This window comes from Mucilaginibacter terrigena (assembly GCF_004168255.1).
In the GTDB taxonomy this organism is placed as follows: Bacteria; Bacteroidota; Bacteroidia; order Sphingobacteriales; family Sphingobacteriaceae; genus Mucilaginibacter; species Mucilaginibacter terrigena.
The window spans coordinates 141,546-159,169 of sequence record NZ_SEWG01000007.1; the positions used below are offsets into that span (position 1 = coordinate 141,546).

The 17,624-nt window shown below is 45.3% G+C and carries 11 protein-coding genes, 1 pseudogene and 1 riboswitch; of the genes and pseudogenes, 4 read left to right on the forward strand and 8 right to left on the reverse strand.

All coding sequences use genetic code 11. The features are described 5' to 3' along the window. Positions 1-111: 111 nt before the first annotated feature. Both EWM62_RS16695 and EWM62_RS16700 read left to right on the forward strand, forming a co-directional pair. A complete protein-coding gene (locus EWM62_RS16695; RefSeq protein ID WP_129877816.1) occupies positions 112-1,755 on the forward strand; it encodes a S8 family serine peptidase in 1,644 nt (547 codons plus the stop codon). Positions 1,756-1,876: 121 nt separating this feature from the next. Beyond that, positions 1,877-4,255 carry a hypothetical protein gene (locus tag EWM62_RS16700; protein ID WP_129877817.1) on the forward strand — a complete coding sequence of 793 codons (2,379 nt, stop codon included), beginning with the start codon at positions 1,877-1,879 and terminating at the stop codon, positions 4,253-4,255. A 79-nt stretch (positions 4,256-4,334) separates the two neighbouring features. On the opposite strand, the gene metF is transcribed toward EWM62_RS16700, so the two are convergent. From metF to murQ, 6 genes and pseudogenes are all read right to left on the reverse strand, one after another. Continuing rightward, positions 4,335-5,291: a methylenetetrahydrofolate reductase [NAD(P)H] gene (gene metF, locus EWM62_RS16705; RefSeq protein WP_129877818.1), complete on the reverse strand. Its 957-nt coding sequence runs from the start codon at positions 5,289-5,291 to the stop codon at positions 4,335-4,337. Between the two features lie 39 nt (positions 5,292-5,330). Beyond that, positions 5,331-5,752 (reverse strand): annotated as a pseudogene (locus EWM62_RS19610) (four helix bundle protein). Beyond that, positions 5,725-9,441: a methionine synthase gene (metH, locus tag EWM62_RS16715; RefSeq protein WP_129877819.1), complete on the reverse strand. Its 3,717-nt coding sequence runs from the start codon at positions 9,439-9,441 to the stop codon at positions 5,725-5,727. Before metH ends, EWM62_RS19610 begins: the two are co-directional and overlap by 28 nt. A gap of 161 nt (positions 9,442-9,602) precedes the next feature. After that, a riboswitch (SAM riboswitch) is annotated at positions 9,603-9,714 on the reverse strand. Positions 9,715-9,967: 253 nt separating this feature from the next. Further along, positions 9,968-10,705, reverse strand: coding sequence for a Bax inhibitor-1/YccA family protein (locus EWM62_RS16720; RefSeq protein WP_129877820.1), 738 nt, complete (start codon positions 10,703-10,705; stop codon positions 9,968-9,970). A 91-nt stretch (positions 10,706-10,796) separates the two neighbouring features. Further along, the gene (locus tag EWM62_RS16725; protein WP_129877821.1) at positions 10,797-11,363 is read right to left on the reverse strand and encodes a hypothetical protein; all 567 of its coding nucleotides are present in this window, start codon (positions 11,361-11,363) and stop codon (positions 10,797-10,799) included. A gap of 48 nt (positions 11,364-11,411) precedes the next feature. Then, complete coding sequence (gene murQ / locus EWM62_RS16730) at positions 11,412-12,218, reverse strand: N-acetylmuramic acid 6-phosphate etherase (protein ID WP_129877822.1); 807 nt, start codon at positions 12,216-12,218, stop codon at positions 11,412-11,414. Positions 12,219-12,417: 199 nt separating this feature from the next. On the opposite strand from murQ, the gene EWM62_RS16735 reads away from it, so the two are divergent. Next, positions 12,418-14,001: a S41 family peptidase gene (locus tag EWM62_RS16735; protein WP_129877823.1), complete on the forward strand. Its 1,584-nt coding sequence runs from the start codon at positions 12,418-12,420 to the stop codon at positions 13,999-14,001. On the opposite strand, the gene EWM62_RS16740 is transcribed toward EWM62_RS16735, so the two are convergent. After that, positions 14,002-15,723 (reverse strand): glycoside hydrolase family 3 protein, encoded by a 1,722-nt coding sequence (locus EWM62_RS16740; protein ID WP_129877824.1) that lies wholly within the window; start codon positions 15,721-15,723, stop codon positions 14,002-14,004. Positions 15,724-15,903: 180 nt separating this feature from the next. Between EWM62_RS16740 and EWM62_RS16745 the strand changes: the two genes are divergently transcribed. After that, positions 15,904-16,593: a porin family protein gene (locus EWM62_RS16745; protein WP_238989378.1), complete on the forward strand. Its 690-nt coding sequence runs from the start codon at positions 15,904-15,906 to the stop codon at positions 16,591-16,593. Between the two features lie 55 nt (positions 16,594-16,648). On the opposite strand, the gene EWM62_RS16750 is transcribed toward EWM62_RS16745, so the two are convergent. Further along, the gene (locus EWM62_RS16750; RefSeq protein WP_129877825.1) at positions 16,649-17,602 is read right to left on the reverse strand and encodes a nucleotide-diphospho-sugar transferase; all 954 of its coding nucleotides are present in this window, start codon (positions 17,600-17,602) and stop codon (positions 16,649-16,651) included. Positions 17,603-17,624: the final 22 nt, after the last annotated feature.

Genomic DNA, 17,624 nt, shown 5'->3' on the forward strand with positions numbered 1-17,624 from the left:
AAACCCTCCCCGAAAGGGAGGGCTTTTAAAAAAATCAGATTAAAGTCTCCCCTACCGGGGGAGATTTAGAGGGGGCTTTAATGAATAAATTATAAAAACGATTATTAAAATATGTATAAAATTTGCAAAATAATTACGGGCGTTTTGTTAAGCGGCACCCTACTGGTAAACTTTAACACAACAGCACAGGTAGCCCCCAAACCATCGGCCGAGCCGCCAAAAAACTGGCACCTGTTAGACCTTAAAACAGACGGCTACTTTGGCATTAGTTTAAACCAGGCTTACTTATTTGTAAAAGGGAAAAAAAGCAAAACGGTTGTGGTTGCCACTATCGATAGCGGCATTGATACCGCACAGGCCGATCTTAAACCCGTGCTATGGGTAAACACTAAAGAGATCCCCGGTAACGGTATCGACGATGATAAGAATGGTTATATTGATGATATACACGGCTGGAACTTTTTGGGCGGGCCCGGCGGCAAATGCGATTTTACCGAAACCACCGAAGAGATACGGGAATATAACAGGCTAAAAGCTAAGTACATCGACCGTGCATCGGCACCGTCAGGCAGCGAAAAGGAGTTTGCCTACTGGGAAAAAGTGAAGCTTACACACGATGCTACGGTAAATAAAGCTAAAACCGAAACAGGGCAGCTGCAGCCGGTAATGAACGCTTTAATGGCTACCAGCGGTTATTTAAAAAAAGCGCTTAACTTAAAATCGGGTGCATCCTTTAAAAAAGCCGATCTGTTAAAAATAGCTACAGCCACCGATACAGTAAGCAGAAGTAAGGCGGTTTGGCTTTCGGTTTTTGAGCAGGAGGGCGACAATAAAAACAATGCGGAGATCATTAGTGAGCTAAGTGAATACCTTGCAAAATTAAATAACGACCTTAACCCCGACCTTGACGCCCGTAAACGTATTGTAGGCGATGACCCGGATGTAAACGATGGCAAACCCTATGGCAGCAATCTGCTAAAATTTCCGGATGCAGAGCATGGCACAGGCGTAGCAGGCCTTATAGGCGCTGTGCGCGGTAACAAATATGGCATTGACGGCGTTGCCGACAATGTAAGGATAATGGCCCTTAAAGCCGTGCCCAATGGCGACGAGTACGATAAAGACGTGGCAAACGCCATACATTACGCGGTTGATAACGGCGCGAAGATCATTAACATGAGCTTTGGTAAAAAATTATCGCCGCATAAGGCCTGGGTTGACGAAGCCTTTAAATACGCTGCTTCAAAAAATGTGCTGCTGGTGCAGGCATCCGGTAACGACAATGAGGACGTGGATGCCAAACCGGAGTTCCCTAATGATATGTTTGAGGATGGTTCTGGGGTTGATGCGGATAATGTGATCAACGTTGGTGCATCGGGCGACAGGCTGGGCGTTAACCTTGCCGGCGATTTCAGCAACTACGGTAAAAAAAATGTGGATGTATTTGCACCCGGCGTTAAGGTAACATCTGTAAATATGGATGCCGAATTTAACACTGCCGATGGTACCAGCTTTGCCTCGCCAATTACCACAGGTATAGCCGCGCTGGTTTTAGAGTATTATCCAAACCTGAGCGCTAAGCAGCTTAAACAGGTATTAATGGAATCGGCAACACCGCTAAATGGTACCCTGGTTTTAAAACCCGGCAGCCAGACCGAAAAGGTTGATTTTACAACCCTATCTAAAACAGGTGGTATTGTAAATGCATACCGTGCATTGGTAGCGGCATCAAAACTAAAAGGCGAAGGGATATAATTAATTCTGTTTTATATTATAAAAGCCGGGCTGTTCAGTCCGGCTTTTATATTTTTAGCCTGATACTGGGTTACTAATAACAATTCAAATTGCTATTTTAATGCTTTATTTCTAAACCTGTATGAACCGCTTTTTTACACGGCTGATTTTTGCTTCCGCGCTATTGCTTTGCGGGCATATTTGTATTGGTCAAAATATTGGCCGGCTTGTAAATTATCAATTGCAGCATTATCCGCACGAAAAGATCTACATTCATTACGATAAAAGCAGTTATGTGAGCGGCGATACCGTTTGGTTTAAAGCTTATCTTTTTACAGGTTCGCAGCGGTCTCGTGCCGGTAAAAACTTTTATATGGAGCTGCTTGACGAGAATGGCAAATTATTAAACCGCTTAACCGCACCCATATTTGAATCTACCGCGTCGGGCAATATGGTATTGCCAACCGATACAGCCATACACGCCATTTATTGCCGGGCCTATACCGAGGCTATGCTAAAAAGTGATAGCAGCTTTGTTTATATGAAACAACTATCGGTAGTAAACCTGATTAAACTGCCGCCGGTTAATGCCCCGGCCCCGGTTATACATTTTTTGCCAGAGGGCGGCGATTGGATAAACGGATTGCCCTGCTTAATGGCTTTTAAGGTTACAGATGCAAACGGGATGCCCGTTACGGCCGGCGGGGTTATCAGGAATAATGGCAACGTTGTTGCAGAGTTTTCTACCGTGCACGATGGGATGGGCACTTTCGTGATGATCCCGCAACCCAACCAGGCGTACACTGCCATTTGGAAGACGGCAGACGGAACGGAACATACTACCCCATTACCGCCTGCAAAGCCAGGCGGTATATCCCTGCACATTGCCGATGTTGCAGAGGGAAAGAAATATTTGATCTTCCGCACCGGAAACGCGGCAGGTGCTGATAAACAGTTAACACTTGTGGCGCATTGCAGCGGCAATATAGCGTACATGGTGAAAATAGACCTGTCGGGTGCCGAAATGGCTAATGGCGTTATACCGGTTAAGGATATTCCGTCAGGTATTTTAAATATCACTGTTTTCGATAAAAATTCGGCCCCTGTAGCCGAGCGGATAACTTTTGTAAACAACCACGATTATAGCTTTAAAGCAGATACTGTATTTACAAGTATTAACAAGCAAAACCGCAGGCTAAACCAGATTACATTATCAGTTAAAGATAGTATCCGGTCTAATTATTCCGTATCTGTTACCGATGCCGATGTTGATACCCCATTGGCAAACAGGGATAACATCATCACACATTTGCTGTTAACCGGCGATCTGCGGGGCAAAATAGTTAACCCATATTATTACTTTACCGATACTACTCCTAAGGCGGCCCAGGAGTTAGACCTTGTGATGCTTACCCACGGATGGAGAAAATACAACTGGGGAACCGATACCACTCAAAAACTTACCGACACCATACCGGATCACCGTTTTTTAAGCATCAGCGGTAAAGTAAGCGGTATTAAGGCAAATGGATTTAAAACCGGCACTTACGCAACCATATTTGTTGAAACGCCGGACAAAAGCACAGTGATGTTACCTTTGCAGGTAAGCGAGAATGCCGGCTTTTTCAGGGATGGCCTTATTTATTACGGCGATGCTAAACTGTATTTTAAGTTTCAGGACAAAAATCTTGCGTCGGATAAAGTAAAGTTATCGGTTGATAATGGCCTGGTGAAAAAGTACATCTACCCTTTTATAAAACCCGCACCGGATACGGCGCTTGCTGCAGGCACCCAACCCGTACAGTTATCGCAGCGTGTGCAGGAGTATATGCTGCAGCTTAAAAATACCCGGCAGCTTAAAGAAGTAAGCATAAGCGGCAAGGCTGTAACTAAGAATGAAAAGGTGGATAAAGTTTATACCTCCGGCGTATTTAAAGATGGCATTTCGACCAATATTTTGGTTGGCGACGACCCGAAGGCTACAAACTATGTTTCATTATTCCAATACCTGCAGGGCAAAGTACCCGGAATGACAATTAGTAACCCGCTGGGTAATGAACCATCCGTACTTTGGCGTAATGATGGTGTTGCTTTCTTCCTGAACAATTTTGCCTCCAGCGCTGGTGATATACGCAATACTCCTATGATGGACATTGACTACATTAAAATATACGATCCATCGATGGGTGGTGCATTTGGCGCGTTTGGCGGTGTGATATCGGTTTACACCAAACGTGGCAAAGGCTTTGTTTATAACGATAAAAACAATAAAACGCTGCCCTTAGCCGGGTATACACCTGTAACGGATTTTTTTAGTCCCGATTATGCAACGGCTGTAACCGTTACAGGCAAACCAGACCTGCGTACCACCTTATACTGGGAACCTAATATTATATTGGATAAAGAAAAACAAGAGCACCTGATCAAATTTTACAATAATGATATCAGCCGCCGGTTTAAAATTGTGATAGAAGGGATGAACTTTGACGGTAAGCTGGTGCACCTGGAAAAAATACTGTAAAACAAAGCCGCTGCCATGTTAATTAAACAAGGCGGCGGTTAGATGCTTCGCTATCGCTCAGCATGACAATTTTTAAAGACTAAAATATCGCCTCTGCGATCCTCTTTGTTGGACCCGGATTACCCATGGTGTAAAAATGCAGTACCGGTGCGCCGAATTTTACCAGCTCTTTACACTGCTCTATCATCCACTCGATACCGATATCCTTTACATTCTTTTCGTCTTTGCAATCATGGATGGCATCGCTTAATGTTTCGGGGATATCGATATGGAATGTCTTAGAAAGATTAACCAGTTGCTTTGATGTTGTGATCGGTTTCAGGCCCGGTATTATCGGCACGTTAATCCCCTCGGCACGGCAGTTATTCACAAAATCGAAATACTTCTGGTTATCAAAAAACATCTGGGTTACGATGAAGCCCGCGCCCATATCAACCTTTTGTTTAAGGTATTTAAAGTCGGTTTTTAGATTAGGGGCTTCGAAGTGTTTTTCAGGATACCCGGCAACGCCAATACAGAAATCCGTTTTTAGGATACCTTCGTAATGCTCGTGCAGGTAAACGCCGTTGTTCATGTTCACTACCTGCTGCAGCAGATCGGTAGCATAGCAATGGCCGTTGGGCGTAGGTACGAATGAAGCATCACCTCGGCGGGCGTCACCACGTAACACCAATACGTTATCGATACCAAGAAATTGCAGGTCTATCAGGCCGTTCTCGGTTTCGTCCTTGGTAAAACCACCACAAAGCAAATGCGGAACGGTATCTACCTTGTATTTATTCATGATAGCCGCGCAAATGGCGATAGTGCCCGGCCGTTTGCGGTAAGCAAGTTTCTCCAGCAAGCCGGTTTCATGCTCCTTATAAATATAATCCTCGCGCAACGATGTTACATCAATAAACGGCGGCTTAAACTCCATTAGCGGGTCTATCGCATCATAGATCCCCTGGATGCTCTGGCCTTTTAAAGGCGGTATCAATTCGAAGGAAAAAAGCGTTTTGCCGTTGGCGTTTGCTATATGTTCGGTTATCTTCATAATAGTATCAAGTAGTTAGTATCAAGTATCAAGACCTGATTATTTATTCAGGCTTTTTTGCAAGCCATGTATCATCTTCTGTATATCTGTAAGTAATTGAGTAATGTCTTCAAGTTGTTTAGCATCAATATAACCGAACTCTTTTGCTATTATACATTGCGTTTCGAGTTCAAAGCTGAACCCAAGGAAATATTCAAGAATTGGTGTAATTCTTTATTTGATTTGCGTCCGCAACCTTCTGCAATGTTTGAAGGAATGGAAACTGCAGCCCGTGTCATTTGAGATATCAATCCGTAACGCTCATCACCCGGGAAATTTCTGGTTATAGAAAAGATAGATTTGCTTACTTCTATCCCTGCTCTCCATACTTTTAATTCTTTAAAATTGTGCATGCTGCGGTCTTGATACTTGATACTAATTACTTGATACTTTTTTAATAATTCAAATTCGGCCCCAGCCATCTTTCAATCGTATCAATCGATAAGTTTTTACGTACTGCGTAATCCTCTACCTGGTCTTTACTTATTTTATTTAATCCAAAATACCTTGCCTGCGGGTGTGCGAAATAAAACCCGCTAACCGATGCTGCCGGTGTCATGGCCATGCTTTCGGTAAGGTGCATATGGGCATTGTCTTCGGCTTTAAGCAAATCGAATAACGTTGGTTTCTCGGTGTGATCCGGGCAGGCCGGGTAACCGGGCGCCGGGCGAATGCCCTGATACTCCTCTTTGATCAGATCGTCGGTATCCAGGTGCTCATCTTTTGAGTAGCCCCAGTATTCCTTGCGTACCAGCTCGTGCATTTTTTCGGCGAAGGCCTCGGCAAAGCGGTCGGCAATTGCCTTGGCCATAATGCTGTTGTAATCATCATGGTCTGCCTCAAAACCTGCCACCAGTTCGTCGCAGCCGATACCCGATGTTACGGCAAAGCCGCCAAAGTAATCGGCCACGCCGCTATCTTTTGGTGCGATGAAGTCCGACAGCGCATAATACGGCTCACCTTTAACCTTTTCGTTCTGCTGGCGAAGCGTGTGGATCCGCGCAAGCAAATGCTGGCGGGTATCATCGGTATATAATTCGATATCGTCGCCTACGCTGTTGGCCGGCCAAAAACCGATAACGCCATTAGCACGCAATAACTTTTCGTCTACTATCTTTTTCATTAATGCCTGCGCATCGTCAAAAAGCTTTTTAGCTTCGTCGCCCACAAATTTATCGGCGAAGATCTTTGGATAGCTGCCGCGCAGTTCCCAGGTATGGAAAAATGGTGTCCAGTCGATATACGGCACCAGTTCTTCCAGCGGGAATGCTTCAAAAACCTTTGTGCCCGTAAATGTTGGCGCAGGCGCAACAGTATCTAAATTTATCTGGAATTTTTGTTCGCGGGCCTGCTCAATACTTACAAAACGCTTATCGCTTTTTTTGTTAGCATGTGCCTCGCGGGCTTTGGTGTATTCGTCTTTTATGCCTTGTATGTAACCGTCGCGGGTATCGCGGTTCATCAGGCTGCTGCAAACGGTTACGCTACGCGATGCATCCAAAACATGTATGGCACCTCCAGAATAATGAGGCGCAACTTTTACCGCCGCGTGGATGCGCGAGGTTGTTGCCCCGCCAATAATTAGCGGAATGGTAAAACCTTCGCGTTCCATCTCTTTGGCAAAATGCACCATTTCGTCAAGCGAGGGAGTAATTAAACCGCTTAGGCCTATAATATCAACTTCGTGCTTTTTAGCTTCTTCAATTATTTTTTGGGCGGGCACCATCACTCCAAGGTCTATCACCTCGAAGTTGTTACACGCCAGTACCACGCCAACTATGTTTTTACCAATGTCGTGCACATCACCTTTTACGGTGGCCATTAAAACCTTGCCTGCATTGGCGCGGCTTCCGCTGCTGTCTTCACCCGCATCAATTACACGCTGTTTTTCCAGTTCGATAAATGGCAACAGATAAGCCACCGCCTTTTTCATTACACGGGCCGATTTTACCACCTGCGGCAAAAACATTTTACCGGCGCCAAACAGGTCGCCTACTACGTTCATGCCGTCCATCAGCGGGCCTTCAATTACTTCTAAAGGTTTGGCAAATTTTTGGCGGGCTTCTTCCACATCATCATCCAGGTATTCAATAATACCTTTAACCAATGCGTGTGATAAACGTTCTTCCACCGGCCCATTACGCCATGCCTCGTCCCGTACTATCTCTTTCCCTTTACTTTTGATGGTATCGGCAAACTCAACCAGGCGCTCGGTGGCGTCGTCTCGACGGTTCAGCAAAACATCTTCAACCAGTTCCAGCAGGTTTTTGGGGATCTCCTGGTAAACCTCCAGCATCCCGGCGTTTACAATGCCCATGTCCAGCCCGGCTTTAATAGCATGGTACAGGAAAGCCGAGTGCATGGCCTCGCGCACCACGTTATTACCACGGAACGAGAACGATATATTACTTACCCCGCCGCTTACTTTAGCGTAGGGCAGGTTTTGTTTTATCCAGCGGGTAGCCTCAATAAAGTCTACCGCGTAGTTGTTGTGTTCTTCCAACCCCGTGGCTACGGTCAAAATATTCGGATCGAAGATGATATCCTGCGGCGGAAAACCCACTTCATCAACCAATATTCTATAACAGCGGCCACAGATCTCTTTACGGCGTTCCAGTGAATCGGCCTGGCCGGTTTCGTCAAATGCCATTACTACGGCGGCAGCACCGTAGCTTAATATCTTACGGGCGTATTCTTTAAATTTTTCTTCACCCTCTTTCAGCGAGATAGAGTTTACGATGCCTTTCCCCTGCAAACATTTCAAACCTGCTTCAATAACCGTCCATTTAGACGAGTCTATCATGATGGGCAGCTTGGCAATATCCGGCTCGCTGGCAACCAGGTTCAGGAATTTCACCATCACCGCTTCCGAGTCGATCATACCCTCATCCATGTTAATGTCGATAACCTGCGCGCCACCTTCTACCTGCTGCAAGGCAACGGTAAGGGCAGCCTCGTAATCTTCGGCAAGGATGAGTTTAGAGAATTTTGGCGACCCGGTAATGTTGGTACGCTCGCCTATGTTTACAAAGTTTGTTTCGGGGGTAAGGGTTACGGCTTCCAGTCCGCTTAAGCGTAAATAAGGCTCAATTTCTGGCAGTTGCCTTGGGGGATATTTTGCGGCCTTATCGGCAATGCATTTGATATGTTCGGGGGTAGTGCCGCAACAACCACCAACAATATTTACCAGCCCGGCTTTTATAAAATCATCAACCTGGTGGGCTGTTTCGTGCGGGGTTTCGTCGTAAGCGCCAAATTCATTCGGTAAACCGGCGTTTGGATAGGCGGAGATAAATACACCCGCCTTGTCAGAAAGCTCCTCTAAGTGCGGCCTCATTTCCTTTGCGCCCAAAGCACAGTTTAAACCTACGGATAGCAGGTTGGCGTGACTGATAGAGTTCCAGAAAGCTTCAACCGTTTGCCCCGATAGTGTACGGCCAGATGCATCGGTAATGGTGCCCGAAATCATAATGCCGCCTGTATCGCGGAACGCAGGATAATCTTTACCATCAGCCTTGCATTCCTCCTTGTAGCGTTGAATAGCAAACAATGCCGCTTTAGCGTTCAGGGTATCAAATATGGTTTCGACCAATAGCAGGTCCGAGCCTCCATCAACCAACCCTCGTACCTGCTCGTAATAGGCATCGGCCAGGTCATCAAAGGTAACGGCGCGATAACCGGGGTCGTTTACATCGGGCGATAATGAGGCGGTACGGTTTGTAGGACCAACAGCGCCAGCTACAAACCGGGGTTTTGATGAGTTGCGTTTGGTATATTCGTCGGCTACTTCGCGGGCAATACGGGCACCTTCATAGCTTAGTTCGTAATCAAGTTCTTCGAGGTGATAATCGGCCAGGGATATGCGTTGCGTGCTGAAGGTATTGGTCTCGATGATATCCGCCCCTGCATCCAGGTACTCGGCATGGATAGCTTTGATCACATCCGGTCGGGTAATGTTCAGCAGGTCGTTATTGCCTTTAAGATCAGATGCATGGTCACGGAAACGCTCCCCACGGAAATCCTCCTCGGTGAGCTCATACCGTTGGATCATGGTACCCATAGCCCCGTCAATAACCAATATGCGCTTTTGTAGTTCTTTTCTAATATCCATTGTTCGGTATCAAGTAGCGAGTATCAAGTATCAAGTATCAAGTACCGAAACCCCGATACGTGAGCATAATATCCGGCACAAGAAAAAAGTCTTGATACTTGATACTAATTACATGATACTAAAAAAACTTATTTCGAAAAGTCGGGTGTTAAATTGACTTTCACTTATCTGTCCCCGGTTATTCTTTTAACCGGAGTAGAATGTAGCACCTTGTTAAGTAACAGGTTGCTAAGACATCGCAGGGTCTAATCCCTCCGTCTTTCTCCATAAGCGTTACAAATATGAATAATAATGTTGTAAAGTGCAAGCGTATAAATTACACCAAGTTTGGCTGAAGCCAAAATGACCTGCCTGGCTATCCGTCGGTTAAAACCGACGGCAATGATTCAATTTTAAGTCGAGTTCATTGCCGTCCATTTATGGGACGAATAACAAAAATGACAATCTCGGCTTTAGCCGAAATCTAAGCAAATAAAAAAAGCCGCCTGTAGATAACAAGCGGCTTTCAGTTTCTTAGGATATTGGATTATCTCCTGTTGCCGCCAAATATGCGCAGCAGTAATAAAAACAGGTTAATAAAATCAAGATAAAGGGTTAACGCACCCATAATGGCAGTTTTTTTACCGGCAGCATCGCCATATTCAATACCTGCGCCAATGCGTTTTAGCTTTTGCACATCATAAGCGGTTAGGCCTACAAATACCGCAACAAATAAATAACTTATCAGCAGGTCGAAACTGCTGCTGCGGAAAACTAACAGGTTTAAGAATGTAGCAACTAAACCCCCTACCAGCAACATGATCAGGATAGAACCAAATTTGGTAAGATCCTGTTGCGTGGTGTAACCACCAACTGCCATAACACCGAATACAATTGACGATGTTGCAAACGCGCTTGCTATCAATTCCGGCGGGTAATTGTAAAATATAGAGCTTAGACTGATACCCATTAGTGCTGAAAATACCATAAACATTAAGCCAACGCCTATCAGACTTAATCTATTTAGTCCTGGTCTGAAAAGGAATACGATAATTAGCGGGGAAATCATAACTACCGTTCCCCAGATATTATTGGCTCCTGTTTCCGGATTACGAATAAGAGATGAAAGGTCTTTATTATACGCAAAATAGTATGCACATGCGGCTGATAGAGCCAACGCTGCAAACATCCAAACAAATACATTCGCAATAAACCTGCGGGATGCCTCAGCATTTTCAATATGGCTTACGCTCTCATAAACGTAATCAGTAGTTTTAGTTTCCATTTATTTTTTAGAAATTATTTGTACGAATATAGTAAAAACGTTGTAATGGTTATAAAAGTTGTAAGGGTTGTAAAGCTTACAATAGGATGAATTAGTTTAACCGTTTCTGCAATTGTTCTTCTACTTTTTTAAATACCTGCAAGGGTTTTAGCGAGCGCCAGTTCAAATCATCGAGCTGGCCGCCAAAGTTGATGTAGTAATCGATATTGGCGTTCTTAAACTCGCGGATAACATGCTCCTGGAAATTTACACCGGCTATCCAGCCATCCTCTACTTCTTGGAACCACTCCTCGTAGTAGCTATCGTCCGAAAAATGGAAGTTAAGCACATTCTCGCCAATAAGGATAAATTGGGTGATGCCCTGGTCAACCATCAGGTCTAACAGTTCGCGCTTCATCAGCATAATATCGTTATTAATTGCATCGTTCCACTCGCCAATAAATTCGATGATGCTGTACCCTCGGTCGTAATCTACATACAGCACTTTCAGGTACAGGGTGTTGGAGCCAAAAGAATCCCACTGTGGGTGCAGCAAATAATTATAGATCTGCTTATCAAATTCAAACTCGTTATACTGGGTAGCATAAAAGGGCGAAAATTCATCCTCTGATGCTACATAATCATCCCGCCAGCGGTAATATGGTTCTATTTCGTGCATTAAGCCCCCTCCAAACCTCCCCCAACAGGGGAGGCTTAAAATTCTTTTTTATTTCTTTAAACTTTCAACTGCTTTTCTAACGCTGCCATACTCTTTCAATAGGGCGGCTGCTTCACTTTCGGGGAGGCCGGTTTCGGCCATTACCATGTTGGTACCGCGCTGTATCAGCTTATCATTTGATAACTGCATATCCACCATTTTATTACCCTTTACCCTGCCCAGTTGTATCATTACACTTGTGCTCAGCATATTTAAAACCAGCTTTTGCGCGGTACCGGCTTTCATGCGGGTACTGCCTGTAACAAACTCGGGGCCGGTAACTACTTCTACCGGGTATTGCGCTGTTGCGGCTACCGGGCTGCCTGCGTTACAAACAATGCACCCCGTGGCAATGCCATGTTCATTAGCGGTTTTTAACCCGCCTATCACATAGGGCGTAGTGCCCGATGCAGCTATGCCCACCACTACATCCTTTTCGTTGATATCAAACTCTTGCAGGTCTTTCCATGCCTGTGTGGTATTATCTTCGGCAAATTCAACAGCTTTGCGTATGGCGGTATCGCCGCCCGCGATGATACCCACCACCCAATCGAACGGAACACCAAAAGTTGGAGGGCATTCCGAAGCATCAACCACGCCCAACCTGCCGCTGGTGCCCGCGCCTATGTAAAATAAGCGGCCGCCTTTTCGCATACGTTCGGTAGTGATCTTTGCCAGCGCTTCTATCTGCGGCAGGGCTTTCTCCACCGCTAATGGCACGGTTTTATCTTCGTTATTGATATTTTGAAGGAGCTCTATCAACGGCATGCTTTCCAGGCCGTTGTATTTAGAGTCTGTTTCGGTGCTTCTTTCCATTTTAAATATAAATTTAGCCTCTCCCCGGCCCTCTCCGAAGGAGAGGGTGCTAAATATATTTTAAAGTCCTCTCCTTCGGAGAGGATTTAGGAGAGGCTAATATTTTAACAAAATTGAATAAAAAACATCAAAGCAACGACGGTGATATAAATTATAAGCAATAGATGCTAATTATTAGATTTGCGTGGCTAACATATAGATGAAAAGAACTGCGGGAATAATTTTCAGGACATTAATATTAATTTTGATAGGCATAGCTATCGGCATATTTATCACCGATGGCGATATGGGCGGGCGCAGGCTTGGCCTTAACTTCTCCGGCCCTGATAAGATATCGCGTGTTTTATATCTGGTGAACAGTAAATACGTCGATTCGGTTAATACCGATAGCGTTGAGGGCGTTACGGTAAATGATATGCTGCAAAATTTGGACCCGCACTCGGTTTACCTGCCGGCACAACAGGCCCGTACTATTAACGAACGGCTGGAAGGGGGTTTTAACGGCATCGGCTTAGAGTACCAACTACTGCGCGATACGCTTATAATAACCCAGGTTAATGCCGATGGCCCCGCTGCAAAGGCAGGCGTAGTTACCGGCGACAGGGTTATTAATGTGGATGGGAAACCATTTTCGGGCACCAAACTAAATGTAACACGCATCAGCAAAACCTTCAGGGGCGAAAAGGATACCCGCATTGTACTGGGCATATCAAGAAGCGGCAGGCCCATTAAAGATTTTGCCATAAAACGCGGCAGGGTTATACTAAGCAGCCTGGATGCCGCTTACACTGTTAGCGGTGCGGGATATATCAAAATAAGCAAGTTTGCATCAACCACAGATAATGATTTTAAGGAGGCCCTAAAAAAATTGAAAGCTGATGGTATGCAAAAGCTGGTGCTTGACCTTCGCGGAAATGGTGGCGGCTATTTAAATACGGCAACAGCCCTGGCCGATGAGTTTTTACCAAAAGGCAAACTGATAGTGTACACCCAGGGCAGCCACGAACCACGAACCGATTATTTTGCGACAGACTCGGGAAATTACGAGAAGGGTAACCTTACCGTAATTATAGATGAATATTCGGCATCGGCGAGTGAGATACTTGCAGGCGCGCTGCAGGACCTGGACAGGGCCACTATTGTAGGCCGCCGGTCGTTTGGCAAGGGCTTGGTACAACAGCAGTTTCCGTTTGGGGATGGCACGGCTATCAATTTAACCGTGGCAAGGTATTATACCCCCTCGGGGCGTTCGATACAAAAATCATATAAGAATGGGGTAGCCAGCTATCGTAACGAGTTAGCCAACCGCGTACGTAAAGGCGAATTATTAAATGCAGGGAGTAATTTAAGTGATAGCGCATTTGTGGGCGGAGCAGCTTATCATACCACTAAAGGCCGTAAAGTTTTTAGCCGGGGCGGCATCATGCCCGACATTTTTGTACCTGCCGATACCACCCAAAACACACAATTGATAGAGGACCTTGCCGATAACCAGCTTTTTACCGCGTATGTAATTGACCGGTTGCAGCCTATGATGAACAAATATGCTACCGCCGATAACTTTATCGACCAATACAATATCAGCGACGAAGGCCTGAATAATTTTATAGCCTACACCTCAAAAACGGTAAAGGAGATAAATTATGCCGACCTACAGTTGTCAAAAGAGGTTATTAAAACATTGATAAAGGCCAATGCAGCCCGTTTTAAATGGGGCAATAACGCTTATTACCGCGTTTTAAACACCAATGACGCCACGTTTAAGACAGCACTGCAACAATAATTAAAAACTCATTCCCGTACCCGTAGGGAAAAACGTGTTAACGCTAACCGGCAGCTTGCCCCTGGGCTTCATCAAACCTGTTATTACTTTTACTGCCGAGCGCTGCATGGCATCATCCTTTTGATAGCCTTCTATAAGGCCCGCGCTTTTTTCAATACCGGGCAAGCCTGCTATGGTGTAGGGGTTAGCAAATACGCTGGTTACTACATTTGGCCTTGCGGCCAGGGCGGCTATCAGGTATTTAACATCGCTGCTGTAATCAAGCTTACTTGCGGGGCGGGTACGGGTATCATGGATGCTCACAAAAACCTGGTCGAAACCTTTTAAGGTTTGCAGCATGCGGTTCATATCCGTAAGCGATGTGTTTTTACCTACTAAAAATATCATGCTGTTGGCATACCATTTAGATAGCTCCAGTTGAAAAACCGTTGGCCTGTCAACCCCGATACTGATTATAGCGGTTTTTTTGAACGGGTCCTGCCGCAGGGTGCGGCTATCTCCTTTCAGCACGGTTATCGCGGCATCGCTTAGCTGCTGGAACAATTCGGCCGCGGCCGGGCGGTTAATATCCTTTATGATGTTCACAGAGTTAGCAGGCTTATAGTTGCTTAAACCGGCCCAGTATTTAGCGGCAAGCAGCTTTTTCACCTTCGCCTCAAATTCCTCTTTGGTTATTTTTTTCTTACGGATGGCTTTATTGATCAGCTTAGCGCCGTTTACCGAATTAACGGATAGTTCTATCAGATCGTTCCCGGCCAGGAACGCCCTTACATCGGCCTCGCCGTTCGGAAAATCTTTTACCACGCCCTGCATTTCCATCGCATCGGAAGCCACTATGCCTTTAAAGCCAAGCGAATCCTTAAGTTCGCCGGTTACTATAGGCCTTGATAATGTTGATGGCAGGTTTTTGGTGGTGTCCAAGGCTGGGATGTTCATATGGGCTATCATCACACCGCTTATGCCTGCGGCAATTGCCTCGCGGAAAGGATACTCCTCCAAAGAATCTAAACGCGCACGGGTGAAGGGCAGCAGCGGCAAAGCAAAGTGCGAATCAACATTGGTATCGCCGTGGCCGGGGAAGTGCTTGGCAAAAACAATTAGGCCGGCATCCTGCATCCCGGTAAAATAGGCAATGCCTTTGCGGGCCACATTGTACTTATTATCCCCAAACGACCGGTAGTTGATAACCGGGTTATTGGGATTGTTATTTACATCCATATCGGGCGCAAAATTAATGTGCATGCCCAGCCGCTTAAAGTCGTAAGCTACCATTTGCCCCATTTTGTAAATAAGGGTGTTATCCTGTACGGCGCCTAAAGTCATTTGGTAGGGGTATGATGTCGACGAATCTAACCGCATGCCCAAGCCCCACTCGCCATCCATGGCAATAAGTAAGGGCACTTTTGATAGCTTTTGATAAACATTAATAAGGTTGGCATGCCTTACCGGCCCTCCCTGAAAAAACACCAGGCCGCCTATATGCTCGTCCTGTATCACCTTGGCAACAGAATCTTCATAGGCCTTGCCCTTATTGGTATGTGCCCTTACGTAAAACAACTGCCCTATACGTTCCTTCCGGCTCATCTTTTTATAAACAGAATCAACCCAGTTGTTTTGTTCGCTTAACGATTTAATAAAGCTTGTTTTTTGCGCGAAACTGCTTTGTACAAAAAAGCTAACAATAAAAAGCAGGAAAAAGGAGCGGTAGATTTTTTGTTTCATTATATCCAAATGTAGCTTAAATCTAAATTTTAGCTAATTGTTTTACCCACAAAAGATAATATTAAAAAATCGCGAATAAACCTTGCTGCAAATTTCCACTCTATTAAGATATAAAATTAACCGGCATACAATATTATGGGGAAACTTGTAATATCGGTTGCCATAAAATAAAACAAACCGATGAAAAAAATTCTGTTTATGGCCATATGCCTGCTTACCGTGGCAGGTACAGTAAGTGCACAGCGTTACGACCGCCGTTACCCGCCGCGCAGGGTAGTAAGGCGCCCTCCCCCGGTGCAGGAAAGGTACCAAAGGCGGGGCGATGATTTTTACCGGCCTAAGGTTGGGATAGCAGGTGGTGTAAACTTTTCAAACACTGTTGATGCCTATAACTCTGACTTTAGCACCAGCACCATCGCGGGCTTGCACTTAGGGCTTACGTTTGATATCCCTGTTGCCTACCCCTTATCCTTTGCGCCCGAAATTTTGTTTTCGCAAAAAGGTTACCGTGCACAAACAGCCGATGGCGAGTTTAAGCAGCGTACCAATTATGTCGATATCCCTTTGCTGGCCAAATTCAGGCTGGTGCCGGGTTTCAACTTTGTAGTAGGTCCGCAATTAAGTTTTCTTACATCAACTAAAAACATTTACGATAATGGTTTTAATACGGTGTATGAAAGCGATTATAATGATCGCGGCGACAAAAGCTATTTATCGGGTGTTATTGGCGTAGGTATCGATCTTAACCGCAATGTTGAGCTGCGCGGAAGGTACACTATCGACCTTGATAAAAACCGATCGAACAGCGGCGCGATACCCGATTACCGCAACCAGGTATTTCAACTGGGCTTAGGCTTTAAGTTCCAGTAAAAGAATTTGCTATTAATTAAAAACGCCACCTGTTGATTAACGGGTGGCGTTTTTGCTATTTAAAAATCTGCTTAAACCAGCGTTTAGCTTTATACTTTGGCTTATTGTATTTTTTCCAGCGGGCAGCGATATTAAAATCATCATTTAAAGTGTAAACATCGGCTTGCTTTTGAGGCAAAACATATAAAGGATGCGTGATCTCGCCGAGTTCCTGCACGGGCAGGTTTGCATTTTTATTATTGATGTCATGGGTGTGGGTAGAGCTTTCGCCAAAGCCTATGTTGGTAATAAGGTTTACATTGGGTATAACCGCAAGGCCGTTGTTGAAGAAGTTTAAAAAACCTAACTGGTAATCCCAGGTATCAATAAGCCCGGCCTTTAACTGCTTAAAAATACTTACCCAGGTCTCAACAATAAATTTATCCTCAAAAATATTAGCAAGCTGCGGCCCGGCATCGCTCAGTTGATAGTTGCTTAGTTCTTTATCATAATCTTTCCAAACCCTTCGCCAGCCCGCCCAGCCCCATACATGCGACAGGTTGGAGAAGTAATAACTGTCTTCTCCCCATTTTTTGCCATGCTGCAGATTGCACCCGCAAATGTGCCTGATGCGTTCATCGTGCCGGTATTTTTCCAGCATGGTATCACAAAACCTAAAAAAATCGCTCGCCGGCAGGCAGTCGTCTTCCAGGATAATGCCTTCTTCCTCCTGCTCAAAAAACCAGGTAATGGCCGATGATACCGCCTCTTTGCAACCCATGTTGCTTTCCCTGAAAAGTGTTTTCACTTCGCATGGCCAATCAATTTGTGTTGTAATATTTCGCGCCTGTTCGCATAACGGCTGTTCTCCCGGTTTATTGGCCCGCGGGCCATCGGCAGCAATGTACAACCGGGTGGGGCGGGTTTGCCTTATTTGGGCAAAAACCCTTTCAGTAGTATCGGGCCGGTTAAAAATAATGAATAAAACTGCCGATGATGTTTGGTAAGAAGCGGTAGCCGGGTTATTCATATGCAAATATTGTGGTTTTAAG